The sequence below is a fragment of the Pedobacter caeni genome, assembly GCF_900129215.1.
In the GTDB taxonomy this organism is placed as follows: domain Bacteria; phylum Bacteroidota; class Bacteroidia; order Sphingobacteriales; family Sphingobacteriaceae; genus Pedobacter; species Pedobacter caeni.
Map to the genome: position 1 here is coordinate 828,045 of NZ_FQUQ01000003.1, position 21,177 is coordinate 849,221.

17 protein-coding genes are annotated in these 21,177 nt (G+C 40.3%); 3 read left to right on the forward strand and 14 right to left on the reverse strand.

Annotation, left to right across the window (positions count from 1 at the left end):
* Window positions 1–204, forward strand: a 204-nt coding sequence (locus BUC20_RS18155) for a hypothetical protein (protein WP_073232457.1), incomplete at its 5' end; no start/stop codon positions are given.
* A gap of 66 nt (window positions 205–270) precedes the next feature.
* Here BUC20_RS18155 and BUC20_RS18160 read toward each other — a convergent pair.
* The 6 genes from BUC20_RS18160 to BUC20_RS18185 all read right to left on the reverse strand — a co-directional run bounded on the left by BUC20_RS18160 (window position 271) and on the right by BUC20_RS18185 (window position 9,158).
* Window positions 271–2,649, reverse strand: coding sequence for a TonB-dependent receptor (locus BUC20_RS18160; protein ID WP_073232458.1), 2,379 nt, complete (start codon window positions 2,647–2,649; stop codon window positions 271–273).
* A 178-nt stretch (window positions 2,650–2,827) separates the two neighbouring features.
* The gene (locus BUC20_RS18165; protein WP_084529021.1) at window positions 2,828–5,437 is read right to left on the reverse strand and encodes a TonB-dependent receptor; all 2,610 of its coding nucleotides are present in this window, start codon (window positions 5,435–5,437) and stop codon (window positions 2,828–2,830) included.
* Window positions 5,438–5,586: 149 nt separating this feature from the next.
* Window positions 5,587–6,549, reverse strand: a complete 963-nt coding sequence (locus tag BUC20_RS18170) for a FecR family protein (protein ID WP_073232459.1) — start codon at window positions 6,547–6,549, stop codon at window positions 5,587–5,589.
* 72 nt (window positions 6,550–6,621) lie between these two features.
* Window positions 6,622–7,155 (reverse strand): RNA polymerase sigma-70 factor, encoded by a 534-nt coding sequence (locus BUC20_RS18175; RefSeq protein WP_073232460.1) that lies wholly within the window; start codon window positions 7,153–7,155, stop codon window positions 6,622–6,624.
* A gap of 108 nt (window positions 7,156–7,263) precedes the next feature.
* Window positions 7,264–8,385 (reverse strand): lipid II:glycine glycyltransferase FemX, encoded by a 1,122-nt coding sequence (locus tag BUC20_RS18180; protein WP_073232461.1) that lies wholly within the window; start codon window positions 8,383–8,385, stop codon window positions 7,264–7,266.
* Window positions 8,386–8,600: 215 nt separating this feature from the next.
* Window positions 8,601–9,158, reverse strand: coding sequence for a hypothetical protein (locus BUC20_RS18185; protein ID WP_143166838.1), 558 nt, complete (start codon window positions 9,156–9,158; stop codon window positions 8,601–8,603).
* A gap of 604 nt (window positions 9,159–9,762) precedes the next feature.
* On the opposite strand from BUC20_RS18185, the gene BUC20_RS18190 reads away from it, so the two are divergent.
* A complete protein-coding gene (locus BUC20_RS18190; protein WP_073232463.1) occupies window positions 9,763–10,443 on the forward strand; it encodes an Abi family protein in 681 nt (226 codons plus the stop codon).
* Window positions 10,444–10,676: 233 nt separating this feature from the next.
* On the opposite strand, the gene BUC20_RS18195 is transcribed toward BUC20_RS18190, so the two are convergent.
* Window positions 10,677–11,252 (reverse strand): thymidine kinase, encoded by a 576-nt coding sequence (locus BUC20_RS18195; RefSeq protein ID WP_073232464.1) that lies wholly within the window; start codon window positions 11,250–11,252, stop codon window positions 10,677–10,679.
* A 109-nt stretch (window positions 11,253–11,361) separates the two neighbouring features.
* On the reverse strand, window positions 11,362–12,315 hold the full coding sequence (locus tag BUC20_RS18200) for a hypothetical protein (protein ID WP_073232465.1): 954 nt from the start codon (window positions 12,313–12,315) through the stop codon (window positions 11,362–11,364).
* A 178-nt stretch (window positions 12,316–12,493) separates the two neighbouring features.
* Here BUC20_RS18200 and BUC20_RS18205 point away from each other — a divergent pair, with 178 nt between their 5' ends.
* On the forward strand, window positions 12,494–13,825 hold the full coding sequence (locus BUC20_RS18205) for a hypothetical protein (protein ID WP_143166839.1): 1,332 nt from the start codon (window positions 12,494–12,496) through the stop codon (window positions 13,823–13,825).
* Here BUC20_RS18205 and rodA read toward each other — a convergent pair.
* The 6 genes from rodA to purH all read right to left on the reverse strand — a co-directional run bounded on the left by rodA (window position 13,818) and on the right by purH (window position 21,163).
* Window positions 13,818–15,083: a rod shape-determining protein RodA gene (rodA, locus tag BUC20_RS18210; RefSeq protein WP_073232467.1), complete on the reverse strand. Its 1,266-nt coding sequence runs from the start codon at window positions 15,081–15,083 to the stop codon at window positions 13,818–13,820. The two genes, BUC20_RS18205 and rodA, sit on opposite strands and share 8 nt — an antisense overlap.
* Window positions 15,080–17,080 carry a penicillin-binding protein 2 gene (gene mrdA / locus BUC20_RS18215; RefSeq protein WP_073232468.1) on the reverse strand — a complete coding sequence of 667 codons (2,001 nt, stop codon included), beginning with the start codon at window positions 17,078–17,080 and terminating at the stop codon, window positions 15,080–15,082. Before mrdA ends, rodA begins: the two co-directional genes overlap by 4 nt.
* On the reverse strand, window positions 17,080–17,595 hold the full coding sequence (gene mreD, locus BUC20_RS18220; RefSeq protein WP_073232469.1) for a rod shape-determining protein MreD: 516 nt from the start codon (window positions 17,593–17,595) through the stop codon (window positions 17,080–17,082). The genes mrdA and mreD overlap by 1 nt, the downstream gene beginning before the upstream one ends.
* Window positions 17,585–18,424, reverse strand: a complete 840-nt coding sequence (gene mreC, locus BUC20_RS18225; RefSeq protein ID WP_073232470.1) for a rod shape-determining protein MreC — start codon at window positions 18,422–18,424, stop codon at window positions 17,585–17,587. The genes mreD and mreC overlap by 11 nt, the downstream gene beginning before the upstream one ends.
* 102 nt (window positions 18,425–18,526) lie before the next feature.
* Window positions 18,527–19,549 (reverse strand): rod shape-determining protein, encoded by a 1,023-nt coding sequence (locus BUC20_RS18230; RefSeq protein WP_008246482.1) that lies wholly within the window; start codon window positions 19,547–19,549, stop codon window positions 18,527–18,529.
* An 87-nt stretch (window positions 19,550–19,636) separates the two neighbouring features.
* Window positions 19,637–21,163 (reverse strand): bifunctional phosphoribosylaminoimidazolecarboxamide formyltransferase/IMP cyclohydrolase, encoded by a 1,527-nt coding sequence (gene purH / locus BUC20_RS18235; RefSeq protein ID WP_073232736.1) that lies wholly within the window; start codon window positions 21,161–21,163, stop codon window positions 19,637–19,639.
* Window positions 21,164–21,177 lie beyond the last annotated feature (14 nt).

Genomic DNA, 21,177 nt, shown 5'->3' on the forward strand with positions numbered 1-21,177 from the left:
ACTACAAAAACTCCGGTTGAATTGAAAGATCTTCCGGAAGCAGTGAAAACTACTTTGCAAAGTGAACCAGTTAAAGCATGGACTCCGGTTGCAGCTTTCTTAGTAACGAATGCAGACAAAACTAAATTTTACCAGATTGATGTGAAAAAAGAAGCAGAAACTGCTTCCATCAAAATTGGTGAAGACGGTAAAGTGATTCAATAGTACAATTGATCAAACCGAAATGTATGTTTAATCAAAAAGGGCCGGTTTATTCCGGCCCTTTTTTGTTTAGAATTTAAATCCTACGCTCAATCTGAAATTGACACCAGGTTCAGCCTGCCAGTAGTAATAGTCGCTGTAAGGAGCACCGGTATATAAGTATTTATCAAGAATATTATTTACGTTCAGACCAATACTGGTCTTTTTACCTTGCCAGTTGATGGCGCCATCCAGACGAAAGTAATCAGGCAGAGACTGGTTTAAAGGGTTGGTTCCTCCCCATGCACCAGCCTTTCTATCGATCATGTATTGATATCCCAGAGAAACGCCCAATCCTTTGATCTTGGGTTCGTTGAAACGGTAAGACAACCATCCGTTGGTCAGGTGTTTTGCATAACCATCTATGCTGCTCCCAACATTTGTATCACCGCCGTTTTTGGTGATTTTAGAATCTGTATAAGCGTAGTTCAGGGTTAGGTTTAACCCTTCAGTAATTTCACCACGTAAATCAAATTCTATCCCTTTTGCCTGTGTTTCACCAACTTGAACAACAAAAGTGTTAGCCGGTGTATGTGTTGGATCCGGATCAGCTGCATTGACGTTTTTCTTGGTAATCTGATAGGCAGCAATCGTGGTATTCCATTTGTCGCCCATCCAGTCTTTTTTGATACCGAATTCAAGGTTATTTCCATCCAGAGGTTTTGTAGTGCCGCCACCCCACATCAGACCTGGTTGTGCAATAAAGGACTGATCAAACAAACCATAAACTGAAGTTTGTTTATCCAGAGAAACGCTTAATCCGATTCGTGGAGTAAATTTAGAATCATTGGTTTCCCGGCTATATCCATCATATACTTTTAAAGCGGTAAAACGACCGGCTAATGTCAAACGGATTTTATCGTCCAAAAATCCGATTTCATCCTGTACATAAATACCAGTATAATTTTCGTAGTTCGCACCTCCACCCACTCTTCGTCTCAGGCTTTTGGATCTGTCGAAGCTTTTGATGGTGTCCGGATGAATTTTTCCATATTGCGGATTGTTGATATTAAATAATCCATTTGGGTTATCTAATTTAAAAGCCTGTGAGAAATCAGCCATATATTGCTTATTTCCCATATCCAGGCCTGCAAGGATTCTATGGGTTACCTGACCTGTGGTCACTTTACCATTTAAGAAGGCCTGACCCATTTTGTTTTGACCCCAGGCATCCCAAACATTGATGCTGCGCATGATACGGCCATCATCATAAACCTGATTTGCCCAGGTAGAGCTACCGATCTGACCAAAAGTAAGGAAACCCAGTTGAGCGGTAAATTTCCAGTTGTCATCAATTTTATGATTTAAGGTTAGAAAGGCACTATGGTCCTTAATTTTACTTGGGTCTGTGTTCGGTTCAAGCAGGGACAAATTGCGTGAAACTGAGGCGTAACCTGATTTTCCAAATACATAGGCGGCACCGATAAGAGGCACCTGAGAGAACTGGTAGGTATATTCTGCAGTTACCTCAGTTTTATCATTGATCTTATAGGTTAATACCGGGGCAATGGTGTAGCGGTTATTATAGTCATATTGACGGTGAGAACCTTTTAGCATGCCCATTACATTTAAGCGGTACAGTAGTTTTCCATTTTCTGTTAATTTCCCATCCAGGTCAATTGCGGCACGGTAGGTGTCAAAACTTCCCATCGAAAGATTTGCTTCTCCTTTGGTGGTTCCTGTAGGTTTTTTGGTTACTATGTTATAGAAACCTGATGGTTCGCCACTGGCCAGCATAAATCCTGCAGGCCCTTTCACAAACTCAATGCGGTCAATCATGCTCATGTCTTCGGTAAGGGGACCCCATGGCATGGTTACATTCATCCCATTTCTGAAGGCGGCGATATTGGAACCCCTCATGTTGATTCTTGCGTAATTGTCCCAATGGGCTTCACGTGTTACCCCACTTACGTTTCTGGTGATTCCTTCCAGCATGTCGAAGATCTGTTGATCTTTGATCAGTTCGTTGGTGATGATCTGGATATTCTGTGGGATGTTTTTGAGTTCCTGATTAAGTCTGAGACTTTTGGAAGGTTCATCTACCTTATATTTTTTTCTTCCGGTAGAAACGATCACTTCCTGTAGTTTCTGAGAATTTTCGCTCAGGGTGAAATCTGCAGTGGTGGTCTCAGCGGCAATAATAGTGATGCTTTTTTCCTGAGGCTCCAGGCCTATGGCCTTTACTTTTAAGGTATAATTTCCAGGCTTCACCTTGCTGATGGTATATTCTCCATTTTCATCGGTAGAGATACCGAGCTTAATTTCTTTAAAACCGATAGATACGTAAGCAGCTGCATGGCCATCAGAGGTGACCACTTTCCCTTTTAACGTCCCTGTAGAAGTTTGCCCAAAGCTTTGTGTTACAGACAGGACAAAGATGCAGAAGACAGATAGTAAATTTTTAATCATGTTATATTATTTTTAATCAATCTAAATAGTCTGCAAATATGATGATTTATTCGTTAATTAGAATTATTATAAATAATAATATATTGAAAAGCTTGGGCACAAAAAAACCGCCCCTGCTTTGCGCATGGACGGTTTGGGAATTATTGGGTATTAAAAAAAGATCGGGGGGATCTGTAGTTTAGAATTTATAGGCAACGTTGAGCACAAAGTTTCTCAAAGGTTGCCCGGTTACGTGGTCCCAGGACCAATATTTCTGATTGGTCAGGTTGTTTACCTTAAGACCTATTTTGTATTTGGAAACATCATAAAATGCTGCTGCATTAAGCAAGGTATAAGAAGGAATGACAATTGGATTGATAATGAACACTTCACTCACATAGTTCCCTCCAAACCCAAAGCCCAGGCCTTCCGCTTTGCCTTCCTGGACTTTGTAACTGATCCAGAAGTTTGCTACATTTTTAGGCGCCCCGAGGGATTTTCCTTCCAGTATTTCATCTGCTTTTACATATTTCGATTTGTTGTAACCGTAACCCGCAGTAATGTTCAGGCCAGGTAAAGGGTTTGCAATGATTTCGGCTTCAAATCCCCGGCTGTATTGTGTGCCATCCTGTGTTGGAGGAAATGCATTCCAACGCAGGGCATCTTTAACCGAAATGTTATAGTAACTCAGATTGGTGGATAATTTATGTTGAAAGAGATCCATTTTTACTCCTCCTTCCCATTGGTTAGCCTGGGAAGGCTTATAGGTGATCATTTCATTTTGCGCATTTTGCTGAGGTTGGTTATTGGTAAAACCATTCATGTAATTTCCGAAGATGGAAACCTGATCTTTTACCAGCTGGTAGACAACGCCGAATTTCGGGGATAATGCAGTTTGTTTGTAGTCACCTTTTGCATTAGTAACACCATTGATGATGAGCTTCTTATTGTCAAAGCGATCTATGCGTAAGCTTAACATGGCCAATAACCTGTCCGTGATATTGACAACATCAGAAGCATAAACACTATATGTATTTGTTCTTGCTATATTGCTGCTCATTGGGTAGGGTGCAAAAAATGCCAGGACTTTATCTTTTGATACATTTACAGCGCTGGAAGGATCATTCATGATGACCTCATCCGTATACCTGCTGTGGTCCGGATCGGGACCTGATTTAAAAGTACGGTTGTCTTTTGTCATAAAAACATCTATCCCCAAAACCATCCGGTTTCTAATTGGTCCGATTTTAAAATCCCCGTTAAAGTTTTGCTGAATCTGATAAGTGGAAACGGTTGCAGGAAAGTTCCCGAAAATTTCCCTGACAAGTGTAGAGTCGTTTTTCCATAGGTTGTTGTTCATTCCATAAAATTCAGACCTGTGATAGATGGATTGAATCACATTGCTGGAAGAGGTCCATTGATCAGAAATCTTATAATCTGCTTTTGCATATACACTGCTGGAAGTCCATTGTTGTAAGAGCTGATCTCCGGTTACTGACCTGTTGTAAGGTATCTTCAGGTCTTTAATATTCTTTATGGTTACATCCTCACCAAAACCAGTCCAGGCCCACATCGTTCCTTTGTAGTTATTTATCTCTGCCTCTAATGCTAATGTTAAGCGAGAGTTGGGCTTATACAACAGAGAGGGAGCAACAGCATAGCTATGTTGAAAACCGAAATCCTGAAAGGTATCTGACCAGTGTCTGGCGGCATTTATTCTAAAAAGTAGGGTGGTATCTTTATTCAACGGAGCGTTATAATCAAGAGTTAACCGGCTCAGGTTCCAGCTCCCCAGCGAATAAGCAACTTCTCCGCCAGTACCTGCGAATGGTTTTTTGGTTACATTATTTACTGCACCACCGAAGCTGGTTTGTGTACTGCCAAATAAAGTTGCAGAAGGCCCTTTTAAAATTTCAACCCGTTCAACGTTTACTGGTTCGATAGATTCTGCCCAGGCAGGAGCTGCCATTCCATTACGCATGGAGGGGGGACTGGCAAAGCCCCGAAGAAAAAACGAAGTTCCCCTGGTGTTTAAAATATTGGAAGTAGAAATACCAGCTACATTTTGAAAAGCCTCTGCATAGCTGGTGAGCATTTGCTCTTTCATAATGGCTTGTGTAACTACCTGGTATACCTGAGGATTTTCCAGATTTTTAATGGGCAATCTGGCAATGTTTTCACTCTCTTTTTCAGCGAATTTATTGGGTTTGCTGGCTTTAACGATCACCTCGTTTAATTGCTCCCCGCTTTCTGTAAGTGTAAAATTAAGTTCTTCAGTTTGGTTAGCAATGATCCTGATCTGTCTGCTTTGGGAATTCAATCCTACTAGGCTGGCGATTAGTTTATAGCTGCCTTCCGGAATATTTTTCAGGAGATAATGACCGTCTTTATCGACGGTGGTCCCTGTGAGCCCTTTAATACTGATGCTGACAAACTGAGCAAGCTTGCCATCGCTGGTTTTAACAAAACCCGTTACACTTCCGGAAGCTTTTTTTAACACAATGAGTATGTTGGTACCTTGCAGTTGCAGTCTTTCCAGTCTGCTGCCAAAGATTTCCTTCAGGGCTGCAGTGAGGGTGATCTCCTGATGCGTTGTATTGATGCGGATATTTGAAGGTAACGAAGAGCTGCTGTAGGAAAAAGTGCAGCCTGCCTGATCTGATAGGTAAGCCAATGCATCGGGAATTGTCGACTGGGTGAGACTTAATCTGATCTTTTTCTCCAGTATATTTTGTTGGGCCTGAGTGCAGTAGTGGCTACTGATTAGTAATATGAAAATGAAAATAGATTTTGAAAACAAAGATTTCATTAGTTTTGTAATGGTTAATTGATTTTAAACGGATTTGATTAATCATTGCCCGGTGTGAGGTTTGCGAGACGGAGCACCGGGTTTTTGTTGTTTCGTTATGGATTTTCCTTTGTGGAATTTGATGGAAGCTGGCTACATCTTGAAGAGATTTAATAGAAAGTTAAAGACTGATTATTTAATTGATATTTGCAATGTAATGCCAGACTAATATCCCGGGCAACAGAGTTGAGCGATGAGTTTTGATACGTACCTGTAAAGCGCTTTGCACTGAGTTTTTTGTTTTTAATCTCCAGATACATATTGTATTCCCTGTTCAATAAAACTGAAATTTCTTTTAAAGTCAGGTCGTTAAATACCAGTTTTTTAGTTCTCCATCCGCTATGCGCAGGAGCATAAACCAGTTTCTGATCCAGTATACCTGCTGCATCTATTGTACCCTGCTGATTTTTAGTAAGAATAAGCTGTTTTTCAGGGTCAGATTTTGATGAAAATTGTACTTTTCCTTCTTCTACCGTCAGGAGCTCTTTATTTTCCTCAGGATAAGCCTTCAGGTTAAATACTGTCCCTAAAATGCGTGTATTTGTTTTATTGGTGTGGATAAGGAAAGGTCTCGATGGATCTTTAGCTATTTTAAAATGGGCTTCGCCGCTTAGATAAATGATTCTGGAATTACCGGTAAAGGCAACGGGATACTTTAAGCGGCTGTCGGCATTTAAGCTGATCTCTGTTCCATCAGTTAAGGTAATGGTGGCTCTGCTTCCTTTTGGGACAAACAGTTCTTTATAAACGAGAACGGAGGCTAATGGCTGGTTTTCTTGCTGATGGCTGATGTACATGATGCCAAAATAGGCTGCTGAACAGATTAGGGCCAGGCATGCAGCAAGCTTATAGGCAAAAGCGGGCAGCTGATACCAGGGCTTTGAAGGGGAGAAGGGTTTTAATTCTGCCCATAATTCCTGTTTTAATTCTTCTTTGTTTATTCCGGCAAAAGTATCCTGGTGAACCGATTCGTTTTCTTCAGAACCCAACCAGAGCTCTACCAGTGCCTGTTCTTCGGCAGTGCAATTGCCATTTGCATAGCGCTTTAATATCTCAGGATCGATTTGCTTCATCTTTTAAGAAAGACCTATTATAAATGCCTTCTATATACCAAGTAACATCAGTGCAGAAAAACCCTGGTAGAATTATATAAATTCTTTCAGACTTTTTTTTAACAGACTGTTTGCATTGGAAAGGTGATATTCGACGGTTTTTATAGAGATGTTGAGGGTGGCTGCAACATCTTTATTCGATAAGTGTTTGTTTTTGCTCAGCTGATAGACCAGTTTGCACTGACCTGGTAGGGTTTCAATAACGCTGCTTACACGTTGATTCAAATGACTGAAGAGGATCTCGTTTTCTGTACAGTTGTCAAAGTCACGGTATTCAGAAGAAAAGCTGGCCTGATGTTCTTCCCGGATTTTTGTATCTCTATAGAAATTGATGATCTGTAGCTTTGCGGAGCGCATCAGGTAGTGCTCCGGATTGCCCTCAATATGGAGTTCATTTCTGCGTTTCCAGATGGACTCGAAAATGTTTTGTGTGAGTTCCCGGGCATCTTCGTGAGAACGGATCTGCTGGTAACAAAGCTCATAAATTTTTTCCCAATAATTGTCGAATAGCCAGGTGAATGACTGTTCAGTAATTTTGTGATTAAAGCTGGAATGTACAGTCCCCATCAGAAGATTTTTCTATTGATGGAGCAAATATAGTCTTATTTAGAATTAATACAAATTGATTGGTTCCCGCTCAGTTCGGTCGGGCAAAGCCAATAAAATTCCCTTTATTTAGAGGTGATAACCCTGACTTTGCATCTCGGTAGCAATGAAACGGTGATATTGTTCCGGATCCAGCGGATAATCCCAGCAGCCCATTCTATGATACAGTTCTCCACCAAAGCCGGTTTTAAACTTATATAAACCATGAAGTGGGTGAGAGGGATCAGGGTTTGGCGCTACACCAAACATATCATATTCTACACAGCCCCTGTTTTTTGCAATTTTCATCGCTTCCCATTGCAGGGCATACGTGGCCATGTAATTTCTATTGCTCGAGGAAGAAGCGCCATAAAGGTAAGTACCTCTTTGGCCTGAGATTACCAGGAACATGGCGGCAAGCGGTTGTCCTTCAGTCTCTGCCAGCAGGAGTTCTACTTCTGCCGGAGAAGAAGTGTCTTCTGCACGGGCAGAAAGTACTGTTCTGAAATAATCGATATCATTGATGTGAATGCGGTTGCGCAAAGCGGTTTCCTGATACAAGGCATACCAGATGTGTAAGTTTTCCATTCCCACTCTGCTCACTGTAACGCCTTTTCTATAGGATAGATTGATGTTGTATCTTGTTTTTGCTTTCATGGAGCCTAGCAGCGCGTCCTCTTCTTTCTGCAAATTCAGAAATATCGTATTTGAAGGCAGGATATCAGAATTTGTTTTTTTGAGGTTCCAGTTATCTGTGTTGAAGTTAAAACGGAACTCCTGATATTTCTTTTCAGGTGGGCCGGACCAGTTTCCAGCATCATCAAAATGGTCATCTTCTTTTGCCCAATGGGATTCCCAGGCCAGGTCATACCTGATCAGTATACATTTTGAAGGAAGGTGGGAGCGGAGGTTTTCCGACAACTCTTCCAGAAACTTTCCCTGATATTCTTCATTGGGTTCAATTTCCGGACCGTAAGGGACATAAGCAATGCTATATTCACTGTCCAGCGGTTGGAGTAATACCAGGAAATCAGCATGGGTAAATTTGTTTTTTAAAGCATCATGGAAGATGTCTTCGTTTTTGACTTTGAAGTTAAATGCTTTAGATTGGAGGCCTTGTTGGGTTTTTACTTCCGACCAGAATGCCGTCTGCTGAATAATTGAAGTCTCATAAACTTCTTTAATGTCTTTTTTATCAATAGCTATATTCATTATTTTCCTTTCCGGCGCGAAGGTCGGGAATTATATAATGATAAGCCAATTTCAAGCGGGATAGATCATCTGTTGACGCTGTTATGATATTATTGTTGGCTAAAAAGCAGCAAAATTGCTGCTTTTGTGTCTATGCTTAATCAGATCATGAAGAATCCTTAAAATCAGCTGTGCGGTTTATCGCACTACTGATCTTTATAATGTATCACTACTTACTATTCCTGATTCATTAAGATAAGCAAAAGGCCTTCCGGAATGGAACCATCAATGGATTTCATCTTTCCATTTTCTGAAGGGAACACACTGTTGTAGTATTCTATCCTGGCACTACCAATCGATTTAACCTTACCATTTTCTGAAGGGAAAACGCTATTGTAGTATTCTATTCTTGTATCGCCAATTGATTTTATCTTTCCATTTTCTGAAGGGAAAACGCTATTATAATATTCTATCCTCTGACCATCGAAAGATTTAATCTTGCCATTTTCTGAAGGAAAAACACTGTTATAATATTCTATTTTCTTGCTGCCGATGGATTTTATTTTGCCGTTTTCTGAAGAAAAAACGCTGTTGTAATATTCTATTAAAATACCATCAATAGACTTCACTTTCCCATTCTCTGAAGGGAAAATGCTATTGTAGTATTCAATTTTCTTAACACTGTTTAAATTTTGGGCCTTAATCGATAAAAAACAGCTTGTAAGTAGCATTACCATAATGCCCCTCGCGTAAGGCATAAGAAAATGCCTTTCCCTTAATAGAAAATTTTTCATTTGTATGTGTTTTGTGTGTAATCAATATTAGATATTATTATTGATGAAAACAATGGAGTGGTAATATCGTAATAATGAAAAGGATGGGGGAACTGATAATAACAGGTTATATACATTGCCGTGCCATTCTATAAATTGTCGTTGTTTAATTCAGGCTAAGCATAGGGGATGATAGGGTCTGCTAGGGCTTTTTCCCCTTTCAAGCCTATTGAATCGGATGTGTTTTTTATGTTGAGAAGAAGAGTTCTATATAAGATGCCCTCCTTTTCTATGAACTTGCTGAGGTAGATAAACCTCAGTTCGAAAGTTGCGGCCTTTTTTATCCAGTTTTCATACAGGCGTTCCGACTATTGAATGGGGTTTGTATTAATTTGATATTAACAGGTTGAGTTGGTTAATATCATGTGTTTTGTGTATTTGAGAAATTAATTTTACTATAATGATCATACAGTAAGCAGGTGTTAGTTTTTTATAAGAAAAAGCCCCGGATGCGACCGGGGCTAAATACCTGACTTAGTTACGCTTTTCTGAAGAAAAGGAGGCTTTACTAAGCATAACACATCAAAGATAAAGATATATTTTTAAATAGATAGAAATTTTTCGCATGACTTACGCTCAATTAGAATATTACATTTCTCAACCAAGATTAAATAGATTTTTAAGAGCCTGCGGAAATTCTAAATCAAAAACACAAAGACTATATAAAATAAATCTTAGAGTTGCTCAAGCATTTTATCCATTAATGAATCTTTTTGAGACTTTCATTCGAAATGCAATCTACAATGAACTAACCAATCATTTCAATGATCCAGATTGGATTATTAATCAAAAACAAAGATTTATGAGTGATCCAAGTCTATCGGCTTCAAATTTCTTTTTAAAAACAAGCGTGTTGAAGGCTGAGCAAAAAGTTAGACGAACGGGCTGTCAAATTACATCAAGCAAAATAATTGCAGAACACGCGTTTGGTTTTTGGACTGCCTTTTTTGACCCTCACCATTTTAAGCTTGTTCAAGGGGCACCTCTTAGCGCATTTCCAAATAAGCCCAAAGTAGTAAACCGTTCTACGATGACTGGAAAGTTAAATCGTATAAGAGAGTTTAGAAATAGAATTTACCACAATGAGCCCATCTGTTTTAGAGGGGCCTCTATCGATTTTCTTTTGGCAAAAACTGTCATCGATGACATACATGATATTATGGAATGGATTGATCCATCTCTTAAAGCCTATACTGATTATTTTAATAACATTAATAGTAAAATCGAACAGGCTGGGCAATTGTAATATGTTTAGTCCCAAGGAGATTGAGTAATTTTCTCTTTCCTCCAACTTGATCTCACTTTTTGCGATTTCAAGTTTGTTAACTTTGCGTCAGTTGGGGACTACGATGAATTGATCTGTTTTTTTGGCTTATATATTGTTTTTGGATCTCATATGTTAATCTTCAATCGCGTTAATTTCTTTTCAGCATAATATTAATTGCGCTAAACTCTCCAAAAGTGGTCTGAAAGATTATCTTAATCCCTGGCATGATAACAAGGCCTGCACCTTGGCTCATAGCTGTCTTTTTCTCCCAGTAGGATTTTTGATTCGTTAGCTACAGTTCTGTAAGAATACACAGCCGGGCTTCCGCAGCGTACACATACTGCATTTACTTTAGTCACCAGTTCTGCAATGGCCATTAATGCCGGCATAGGTCCGAAAGGCTTACCACTGAAATCCATATCTAATCCGGCAACGATTACACGGATTCCTTTTTGTGCTAACTTGTTGCAAACATCAGGAAGGTTCTCATCAAAAAACTGCGCTTCATCGATTCCGACAACTTGTACCTCGGTATCCAGTAGCAAGATTGCGGATGAATTTTCTACAGGGGTAGACTGGATGGAATTTCTGTCGTGAGATACAATAGCGGTTTCATCATATCTGGTATCCGTTGCAGGTTTGAAGATCTCTACGTTCAGTTTAGCGATTTGTGCCCGCTTTAACCTTCTTAACAATTCTTCCGTTTTTCCTGAAAACATAGAGCCGCAAATTACCTCTATACTGCCGCAAAACTCTCCTCTTCTGTAATTTTGTTCGCTGAATAACATCTATGGTGTGGTCTTTATAGCTGGCTAATATAGAAATTAACCCTATTTATTTATGCTTTCAAAGATGCAAAATATAAAGCTAAGAAGATAAGGATGTTGAAAAGTGGCGTTATTCTCTGTCCTTACACTTCACCACAAATAAAGGGACTTCATCTATTGCAATAGCTCCTGCCGATTTACCTGTAACAGGCAGGTGTTGAAATTCATAAACAATTTTCGTTGTATTATCTTCTCCCTCTACGTAGTTTAAAAAATTGATATAGGCATTTTTATTTTGCTCAAATCGCCAGTTTAAAGTGTCTTTCGCAATGTCTTCTCTACATTCTTCGTAAAAAGGATTGTACATCACGCTATTTGTTTCCTGTGGCATGTTGGCGATATTTTTAATAAAAATTAAATCTTTAGTATTTTCAGATAGTGGTCTTTTTTGTGCGGCATGATCCTCAGATAAGAACAGTTGCTTTTCTTTAATCTTTGCGTAAAAGGGTCTTCTGTCGTTGTGTTCTTCAAAGTAATAGGCAACAAAGTCGTTATACTTTTTGGTGTTTTTGAAAGTGTAAATGTTTTTTGAGGAGGTTTCGTTTTGTTTTTCATTTGGTTCCTTATCTTCTTTGTCGGCCATGATCATCTGTCCCGGAATATGCGGGAATTTATAAACATAAGGATAACTGAAACAATTTGGACTTGGGTTAAATACCCTTCTCAGAGGTGCTTTGTCTTCAAAGCCAATAAAGGTTTCATTATTTTCAAATCCCTGAAAAAAGATTCTGCAGCTGTCCTTAATATCCTTATTGTGCCGACCATAGAGGTAGATTTTTTGTTTGGGAACATCAGGCTTAAATTCTACAAGGTTTCCTTTAGTGATGTTCCATGTGCCTGCTATAGCACCCCCAAAAAAGGTGACTACAAAGCGGTTGTTCTCAAGAACAAACAGATGGCTGGCGCCGTGTGGATCGCCTTTATGGCTCCGGTTATAGACTCCTGTGATATCCTCTTGTGCACAGGATGTTCCAATGTTTATTAAAATCAGACAAAACAGCGAAGGGGAGAATTTGTTATTCATAATAAGGTAGCGTTTTGATGCAATCAGGTAATTCAAATGTACTTTTTAGAAAGGTAGCATTTAAACATGGTTTGATAAACGTAACGGATTGGTTTTTATTTGCAGGACGATCCTTATTTTTAGTATTTTTGAGTAGCAAGTTACCAACATAAAACATTCATTTTTCCGTTATTAAATTATGATGAACCAGGAAGATATTTTTAAAAAGATAGGCTTGATCTTAGATGAGCTTCAAGATCAGTACCAGTATTTGGCGCAAAATCCAAAACAACTCAATGAGTTGGAATTGGAGCTTTTTATGGCTAATGCCAGCTTTTTATCAGACCATGTTCAGATTGTAAGAAAATTAAACAGTGCAAAAGTAGTGAAGGAGATTCCGGAACACACTTCTGCAGCTCAGGAAAATGTGGAGGAAAAGGTAACGAATACCTGGTCAGCAGAAGAGCCTCAGGCAATATCGGTACCTGTTGTGGTAGCTGCGAACGCTGAGGCGGTAACTACACCATCATCAAATCATCAGGAAGAGTGGTTCAATCAGGTCGAGGAAATCAAAGAGGAGATCACAGAAGAGTTGAGCGAAAACGAGGTAGTTGCTGAAACAACTGCAGCTGTTGAGCTTAAGGAAGAAACAGCAGGACATTCTGCAGCAGCAGTAGAACCTCAGGAAGCCGCTGAAGAACCTCAGGTTAAAAAAGTAGCGGAATCACCTATGGAGAGAGAATTGTTTAAACTTGATAAAGAACCTTCCACATTTGAATTCATTTTGAAAGATGTGGGGGCTACAGATCAGTTTGAGTTTGAGGAGAAATCTGTAGATGAAATCTTTGACAGGCCTTTAAGTAAGGAAGAAGAAGAAGTGATTGCCCAAAAGCAAAGGATAAAAGAACAGGAAGCCAGAGCAAAAACAGAAATAGAAACTGCAGATGAATTAGGACCGGAGCCCTTTTTAGTGGAGAGAGAAGAAGATGTGGTTCCTCTGGCAAGTACTCAACTGGTTCTGGATGATTTTGAAAGAAAAGAAGTCCAGGTTGAAATTCCGGCTCCGGAAGTTCCGGTAGCAGCTGCTTATTCAGCTGTGGAAAGCTATAAAAGAGAGGAGCCTGTTCAAAAGGTAGAAGAGGTCGTTTATAAGGCAGAAGAACCAGTTCATAAAGTAGAAGAGCCGGTACAGCCTGTTCAAAAGACTGAAGAATCTGCAAGGCCAACCTTAAACGAAATTCTTGCCCGTCAAAACGGAACAAATATCAATACAGACAACAGCAGAAATGCCATTACTGACCTGAAGCAGGGCATCAATATGAACGATAAGATGTTATATATCAAGGATCTTTTTAACGGTTATAACCTTGCCTATGCTGAAGTGATTGATCTGCTCAACAAAATGCCTGATTTTAAAACTGCAGATTCGTTTTTACAGAACAATTATGCAGCAAAGAACAACTGGGCATCCAGACAGGCAACGGTTGATAAGTTTTATGAGTTGTTAAACCAACGTTTTCAGGCTAAATAAAGCCCATTCTGTTAGAATCCAATTTAAGGAAGATAAACAGCAATACGGTAAAACTCCAAAGCGAGGAACCTCCATAGCTGATGAAAGGTAAAGGAATCCCGATAACCGGGATAATGCCTATCGTCATTCCTATGTTGATAAACACGTGGAAAAAGATAATACTGGCTACACAATAGCCATAAACCCTGGAGAAAGTAGAGCGCTGCCGTTCTGCAAGGTTGATGACCCGGAGCAGCATAAAGATGTATAACGCAATTACGGTGAAGCAGCCTGCAAATCCCCATTCTTCACCAATGGTGGAGAAGATAAAGTCGGTGCTTTGTTCCGGTACATAGCCATATTTTGTTTGCGTTCCTTCCAGGAACCCGCGTCCGGTAAGCTGTCCGGAACCAATGGCTATTTTAGATTGTATGACGTTATATCCCGCACCTTTAGGGTCGGTTTTGAGCCCTAACATGATTTCGATCCTTGTCTTCTGGTGTGGCTCTAAAAGCTTGTTATAAGCCAGTTTTACCGTGAAGAGATAAAGTACGGCAACCACAGTAACAATGATACTCGAAAACATGATCTTTTGCTTTCGTCTGTTCTGGTAGATAAAGAGGCCTCCAATGGCCAGAACTATGGGCAGTAAGATTTCTATCGGAACGAGGAAGTCGGCAATGAAGAGTACGATCATTCCCAGAAAGATCAACAGGAAATAGCCTGATAAGCCTTCTCTGTACAGCGGGAACATGAATGATAAAAATACCAGTCCGGAACCCATATCCGGTTGCAGCATAATCAGAAACAGTGGAATTACAATAATTACGGCCGCAAAAAATATAGATTTTATATCCCTTAACTTAGGGCTGAACGTACTGATATAACGGGCCAGCAGTAGCGCTGTACCAAATTTTGCAAGTTCTGAGGGTTGCAGCCTAAAGCTTCCCAGAGGAATCCAGGCCTGGTTTCCGCCTACTTTTCTTCCCACAACGAGTACCAGGACCAGCAGCAACATCGTTATCCCATAGACAATGGGAGAGAAGATACTGAAGAATTTCGCATCCAGTAAGAGAATGGAGAATCCAAGGATCAGTCCGGTAATGACATATATCAGTTGTTTTCCATAGCTGGTGGAAAAATTGAATTCACTGGCTGTTGAACCGTTAAAGATCGAAGCATAGATGTTCACTACACCAATCGTACACAAAGCGACATAAAGCAGGATCGTGATCCAGTCTACGTTAAAGAAAAAGCGATTTCCCTGTTGAGTGCTCATTTTGTCGTTTGAATTGGTTTAACGATTTCAATTGGTTTGGTGGTCTGAACCGGTTTAACAGAAGGAGTAGCTAATGTTTTCGGAGCTTTAACTGCATTTTTTATAGAATCCTTTTTAGCAGAATCTGTGAGTAAGGGCTTCAGTTTTACCTTTGGTTTTGGAGGCACTGGTAAAATTACCTGTTTTTTCATCCATTCCACACTTGCTCTTTTATTTACTGCAATGCTGTCTTTCAGGTATTTTTCTGTGATGTAGCTGGCAATTGGTGCAGCATATGAACTACCATAACCTGCGTTTTCGACAATTACCGCAATGGCAATTTTTGGATTATCCCTTGGCGCAAAGCCTATAAATACAGAGTGGTTTTTTCCACGTGGGTTTTGTACCGTACCTGTTTTACCGCACATGATGATGTTATCGATCATGGATTGTCTGGCCGTACCCCAGGGCGCACTTACGGCATCCTGCATCCCGTCGATTACCGGCTCGAAATGTCTGGCATCCACATCAACGTAGTTTTTCCGTGCGTATTCCTTTTTGATCGTCCTGTTCTCACCAATGGCTTTGATGAGGTGGGGTTTGATGTAATATCCGCGGTTGGCAATAATGGCCATGATATTTGCCATCTGTAGTGGGGTGGCATCCATCTCACCCTGTCCGATACCCAGTGAGATTACTGTAGTATATCCCCAGGCTCTGTTGCCATATCTTTTATTGTAAAAATCTGAATTGTATAACCTTCCTGTCCGTTCAGCAGGTAAATCGACACCCAATTTCTCTCCAAGTCCGAATTTCTTTACTTTTTGCTGCCATGCATCATAAGCTATTCTTTGGTTGGCGAATTTTTTCTGGGTGATCAGTTTCTGAAATACATAAAGGGCATAGGTGTTGCAGGATCTTGCCAGTCCTTTACGTAACGCGATGGGGCCGTCTACGTGTTCACATTTCACCCTGTGATTACCGGCCATAAAATAACCTGGGCAGTTGAACGTGGTATTGGGATCGATGACGCCTTCCTGTAAACCCAGTAAGGCATCAAGCGGTTTAAACGCAGAGCCTGGAGAATAATATCCCTGGATCGGGCGTACCGTGAATACCCTGTTCGGATTCTTCTCCTGATTGATTAAATCCATGTAATTATTTCCCTGTTGCCGTCCTACCATAAGGTTGGGGTCATAGCCTGGGCTACTTACGAATGCGAGGATCTCGCCCGTAGCAGGTTCAATGGCAACGATACTACCTACCTTGTTTTTCATCAGCTGCTCTCCAAGCTTCTGAATCCGGAAATCCAGTGAAGAGACAACTTTCTCACCTGATCGGGCAAGCGTATCAAACCGTCCTTCCGCATAGCTTCCTTTAGGTACATTATGGGCATCATACAACATGTTTATGATCCCTTTTTCTCCTCTGAGCACATCGTTGTACTGCTTTTCAACACCACCTTTACCAATATAATCACCCGGACGGTAATAGCCTTCGCTTTCATCAATATCTTTTTGAGATACCTCTTTCACAAACCCGAAGAAATGGCCTGCTGCACTATCAGGATAATACCTTACTGTTCGGCTCTGTACGAAGAACCCCGGGAATCGGGAGAGTTGCTCGGACAGGGCGGCGTAAATCTGTATGGAAAGTTGTTTTTCGAAGATGCTTGGCTGATATCTTGATTGGCTCATGGCCTTATTGAAGCTTTTCTTGAAACGCTTCATGTCGATCCCTACGATATTGCAAAGGGCGAGGGTATCAAAATCTTTAACCTGGTTGGGGATCACCATCAGGTCATACACCGGTTCATTCTGAACCAATACTTTTTCATTCCTGTCGAGGATCACGCCTCTTGCCGGGAAGGTATAAAGTTTGCGGAGCACATTACTCTCTGCGGAAAGGAAATATTTATCGCTGGCTACCTGGATGTAGAACAGCGTGCCTAATAAGATTAAAGCGATGGCGATAAATAAGCCCTGAATAATATATTTTCGGTTAAACAGGTTATCCATTAGCGTGCCTTTCTGTTATAGAATATAAATTCTATCAGGATGATTAAAAACAAGGTAAAGAGACTGCTGAACAGGCACCTTAGCAAGGTATAAGAGAATTCGGTTAGCCTGAAGGTTTCCAGAAAGAAAAGTACCACATGATGGGCAAGGGTACAAAATATGGCATAAATGCTAAACCATTTGAAGCCCATATTTCCTAATGTAGGTTCCGGCTCATCAAAATTATCCTTGTTTACGGTTACTGTAATAAATGAAATCCTTACGAATGCCAGCGTCACACAGGCTGCTGCATGTACGCCCATCGTATCATAAAATGCGTCCAATGTTAAACCTGTAAAAAATGCAATCAGGTATAATAGCAGATTGGGAATTTTAAAAGGGAGTAAGAGTAGGAAAATGATATAGACAAAAGGAGTGGCCAGGCCGTAAAAGCTCAGGTTTCTAAGGAGTAATATCTGAATAAAAAGTAGTAAGAACCATCTGAAGATGTTTACCAATATTATTTTACTGTTCATTTGGCAATTTTGATTCTAAGCTTTTTTGTTCCTCTGCTAATTTGTCTTTAATGACGTAAACGTACTGTAAGGTACTAAAATCATTGAAAAGTTCGATTTCTATGGTCAGGAAATTATCTCCTGTTGCAATGCCGGTATTGCTGACCCTTCCTACAGGAATGCCCGGAGGGAAGGATGAAAATCCGGAAGTCACCACGGTATCCTTTAACGCGATTTTAAAATGGTTAGGGACATCTTTCAGGTAAGCTTTTCTGTAATCAGAATTTTTTGTTCCCCATACTAAGGTCCCCAGGGCATTGTTTTTCTTCAGTGTAACACTCACCTTGGTATCTTTATGCAATAAAGAGGAGATGGTGGCCAGGTGATCTGAAACATCACGGATATAACCTACGACTCCTTTTCCGGGAGAAATGACGGCCATTCCGCTGGCAAGGCCATCGGCTTTTCCGCGGTTAATGGTAATGACGTTATTTCTTAAGGTAATAGAGTTTTTGATTACTCTTGCAGAAAGGTAAGTATATTGTGATTTACTGAGGGTGTCTTTCACCACCACATCTTTAGCACTGTCTATATTTTTTAGTGTCAGCAGTTCTGTCTTGAGCTTCGCATTTTCTGAGGCAAGACTATCATTTACATCGCCCAGGTTAAGGTACTTTTTGAGTACGTTAAGGTTGTTGTAGGCTTTTCCGACTACCGCATTGGTAGAATTAACAGCTACACTTCGCTGGTAGGAGTTGTTATTTACGGTCAGGATCAGTCCGATCGTAAAGAAAATGATAAAAAAGAAGAATGCGTTATATCTGTTTATGAAAATCCAAAGGTTACGCATACTTTACGATTTGATTTCTGATTTAAGTTTTAAATGTTAAGTCTAAGTTGTACTTATGGCCGAAGGTCGGAACTTAACATTTAAAACCCAAACTCAGGACGCTTATTGCATTAAGAATTTATAACCGCCAATGTTCTTTAAAGCGATTCCGGTTCCGCGAACTACTGCACGAAGCGGATCTTCGGCAACATGTACTGGAAGTTTTGTTTTTGCAGCAACACGTTTATCCAAACCACGAAGTAATGCACCACCACCTGTCAGATAGATACCAGTCTGGTAAATATCGGCAGAAAGTTCCGGTGGGGTTATCTCTAATGCTTTAAGGATAGCCTCTTCGATTTTTGAAATGGATTTATCTAAGCAGTGTGCAATTTCTGTATAGGAAACGGTGATTTGTTTAGGAACACCAGTCATTAAGTCTCTTCCCTGTACGGCGAAGTCTGCAGGTGGATCAGTCAGCTCAGGCAATGCTGCTCCAACTTCGATCTTGATTTTCTCTGCAGTACGGTCACCGATCATGATGTTGTGCTGACGACGGATGTAGTTTACGATGTCTGAATCGAAGTTATCTCCGGCTACGCGGATAGACTGGTCACATACGATTCCTGATAGCGCGATTACAGCGATCTCAGTAGTACCACCACCTATATCGATGATCATGTTACCCATCGGCTCTTCTACGTCGATTCCGATACCCACAGCTGCTGCCATTGGCTCATGAATCAGGTATACTTCTTTGGCTCCTGCGATTTCAGCTGAATCTCTTACTGCACGTTTCTCTACTTCAGTAATTCCTGAAGGGATACAGATTACCATTCTCAAAGAAGGGAACATCCATCCTTTTCCACCGTTCAGCATGCGGATCATACCTTTGATCATCGCTTCTGCGGCATTGAAATCTGCGATTACTCCATCTTTCAATGGTCTTACCGTACGGATGTTATCGTGCGTCTTACCTTCCATTTGCATGGCTTGTCGGCCAATAGCGATAATTTTGTTTGTTTGTCTGTCGAAAGCAACGATGGAAGGTTCATCTACCACTACTTTGTCATTATGTATAATCAGAGTGTTAGCCGTACCTAAGTCGATAGCTACCTCTTGTGTAAACCAATTAAATAAACCCATTTATAGGTGATAATTTAAGTATTAAAAATTCTGTATACTATAGTAATGTAAAACTACGTCTTTTTATTGTATTCGCAGTTAAATAAATTAGTGCTTAAAATGTCTAATACCCGTGGTAACCATTGCGATGCCTTTCTCATTTGCCATATGGATAGAGTCCGCATCTTTAATAGAACCACCTGGTTGTAAAACTGCAGTGATACCCGCTTCAGCAGCGATTTCCACACAGTCAGGGAAAGGGAAGAATGCATCAGATGCCATTACTGAACCTTCCAGTGCAAAGTTGAATGCATGTGCTTTAACGATGGCTTGTTTCAAAGCGTCCACTCTTGACGTCTGACCAACACCACTTGCCAGCAACTGATTGTTCTTTACAAATACAATAGTATTAGATTTAGTATGTTTCACGATTTTATTGGCAAAGAAAAGATCTTTCAATTCTTCGGCAGTAGGTGTTTTCTCCGTAACGGCCACCATCTGGTCAGTATTTTCGATGATCAGGTCTTTATCTTGTTCAATTACACCGTTTAATAAAGTCTTGAATTGTTTTTTGCTCAGTTCCACATCATTTCTCTGCAAAATTACCCTGTTCTTTTTAGCGCGGAACAATTCTACAGCTTCCGGTTGATAAGAAGGGGCAATTAATACTTCGAAAAACAGTTTGTTGATTTCTGTAGCCGTAGCCAGGTCGATCTCACGGTTGGCGATCAATACGCCACCAAATGCAGAAACAGGATCACAGGCAAGGGCAATGTCCCAGGCTTCTTTGATCGTTGTTCTTGAAGCTACACCACAGGCATTGGTATGTTTTAAGATGGCAAATGTAGGCTCTTCGAATTCATCGATTAAAGCTACAGCAGCATCTACGTCTACCAGGTTGTTATAAGAAAGCTCTTTACCGTTTAATTTGGTGAACATGGCATTTAAATCGCCATAAAATACACCTTGTTGGTGTGGGTTTTCGCCATATCTTAAGGTTTGTGCAGTGTTTAAGCTCTGTTTGAAAACGTTAAGAGGTTCTTCAGTATTGAAATAGTTGAAGATGGCTGTATCGTAGTGTGAAGAAGTATGGAAAGCTTTTTTAGCATAGGCTTTACGCTGTGCTAAAGTGGTTTCTCCGTTTTGTTCTTCTAATTGTTGTTGTAAGTTTGAGTAGTCGTCTTTTGAAGCAAGGATTACCACGTCGTTGAAGTTCTTTGCAGCTGCTCTGATCAGTGAGATACCGCCGATGTCAATCTTTTCGATGATCTCTTCTTCTGTACCGCCTGCTTTCAGGGTTTCTTCGAATGGATACAGATCCACGATAACCAGGTCAATTTCAGGAATCTCATATTCACTGATCTGTTGCTGATCTGAAGTTAAACCTCTTCTGTTTAAGATCCCACCAAAAACTTTAGGGTGTAATGTTTTTACCCTCCCACCTAAAATTGAAGGATAACCTGTAAGGTCTTCGACCGCTGTAACCGGTAAGTTTAAGTCTTTTATAAATTGTTCGGTACCACCAGTGGAAAATAACTGGACACCCTGTTTAGCTAACAGGCGAACTAAAGGTTCTAAACCATCCTTGTAATAAACTGAAATTAAAGCGTTTTTGATCTTTATCGATTGACTCATTAGAGAAAAATTTT

Coding starts and splice junctions, on each gene's coding strand:
- mreC (WP_073232470.1), bottom strand. CDS start 18,424: ATGCGTAACCTTTGGATTTTCATAAACAGATATAACGCATTCTTCTTT.
- BUC20_RS18200 (WP_073232465.1), bottom strand. CDS start 12,315: ATGAATAACAAATTCTCCCCTTCGCTGTTTTGTCTGATTTTAATAAAC.
- BUC20_RS18190 (WP_073232463.1), top strand. CDS start 9,763: ATGACTTACGCTCAATTAGAATATTACATTTCTCAACCAAGATTAAAT.
- BUC20_RS18185 (WP_143166838.1), bottom strand. CDS start 9,158: ATGAAAAATTTTCTATTAAGGGAAAGGCATTTTCTTATGCCTTACGCG.
- mrdA (WP_073232468.1), bottom strand. CDS start 17,080: ATGGATAACCTGTTTAACCGAAAATATATTATTCAGGGCTTATTTATC.
- BUC20_RS18195 (WP_073232464.1), bottom strand. CDS start 11,252: ATGTTATTCAGCGAACAAAATTACAGAAGAGGAGAGTTTTGCGGCAGT.
- BUC20_RS18170 (WP_073232459.1), bottom strand. CDS start 6,549: ATGAAGCAAATCGATCCTGAGATATTAAAGCGCTATGCAAATGGCAAT.
- purH (WP_073232736.1), bottom strand. CDS start 21,163: ATGAGTCAATCGATAAAGATCAAAAACGCTTTAATTTCAGTTTATTAC.
- BUC20_RS18165 (WP_084529021.1), bottom strand. CDS start 5,437: ATGAAATCTTTGTTTTCAAAATCTATTTTCATTTTCATATTACTAATC.
- BUC20_RS18205 (WP_143166839.1), top strand. CDS start 12,494: ATGATGAACCAGGAAGATATTTTTAAAAAGATAGGCTTGATCTTAGAT.
- mreD (WP_073232469.1), bottom strand. CDS start 17,595: ATGAACAGTAAAATAATATTGGTAAACATCTTCAGATGGTTCTTACTA.
- rodA (WP_073232467.1), bottom strand. CDS start 15,083: ATGAGCACTCAACAGGGAAATCGCTTTTTCTTTAACGTAGACTGGATC.
- BUC20_RS18175 (WP_073232460.1), bottom strand. CDS start 7,155: ATGGGGACTGTACATTCCAGCTTTAATCACAAAATTACTGAACAGTCA.
- BUC20_RS18230 (WP_008246482.1), bottom strand. CDS start 19,549: ATGGGTTTATTTAATTGGTTTACACAAGAGGTAGCTATCGACTTAGGT.
- BUC20_RS18180 (WP_073232461.1), bottom strand. CDS start 8,385: ATGAATATAGCTATTGATAAAAAAGACATTAAAGAAGTTTATGAGACT.
- BUC20_RS18160 (WP_073232458.1), bottom strand. CDS start 2,649: ATGATTAAAAATTTACTATCTGTCTTCTGCATCTTTGTCCTGTCTGTA.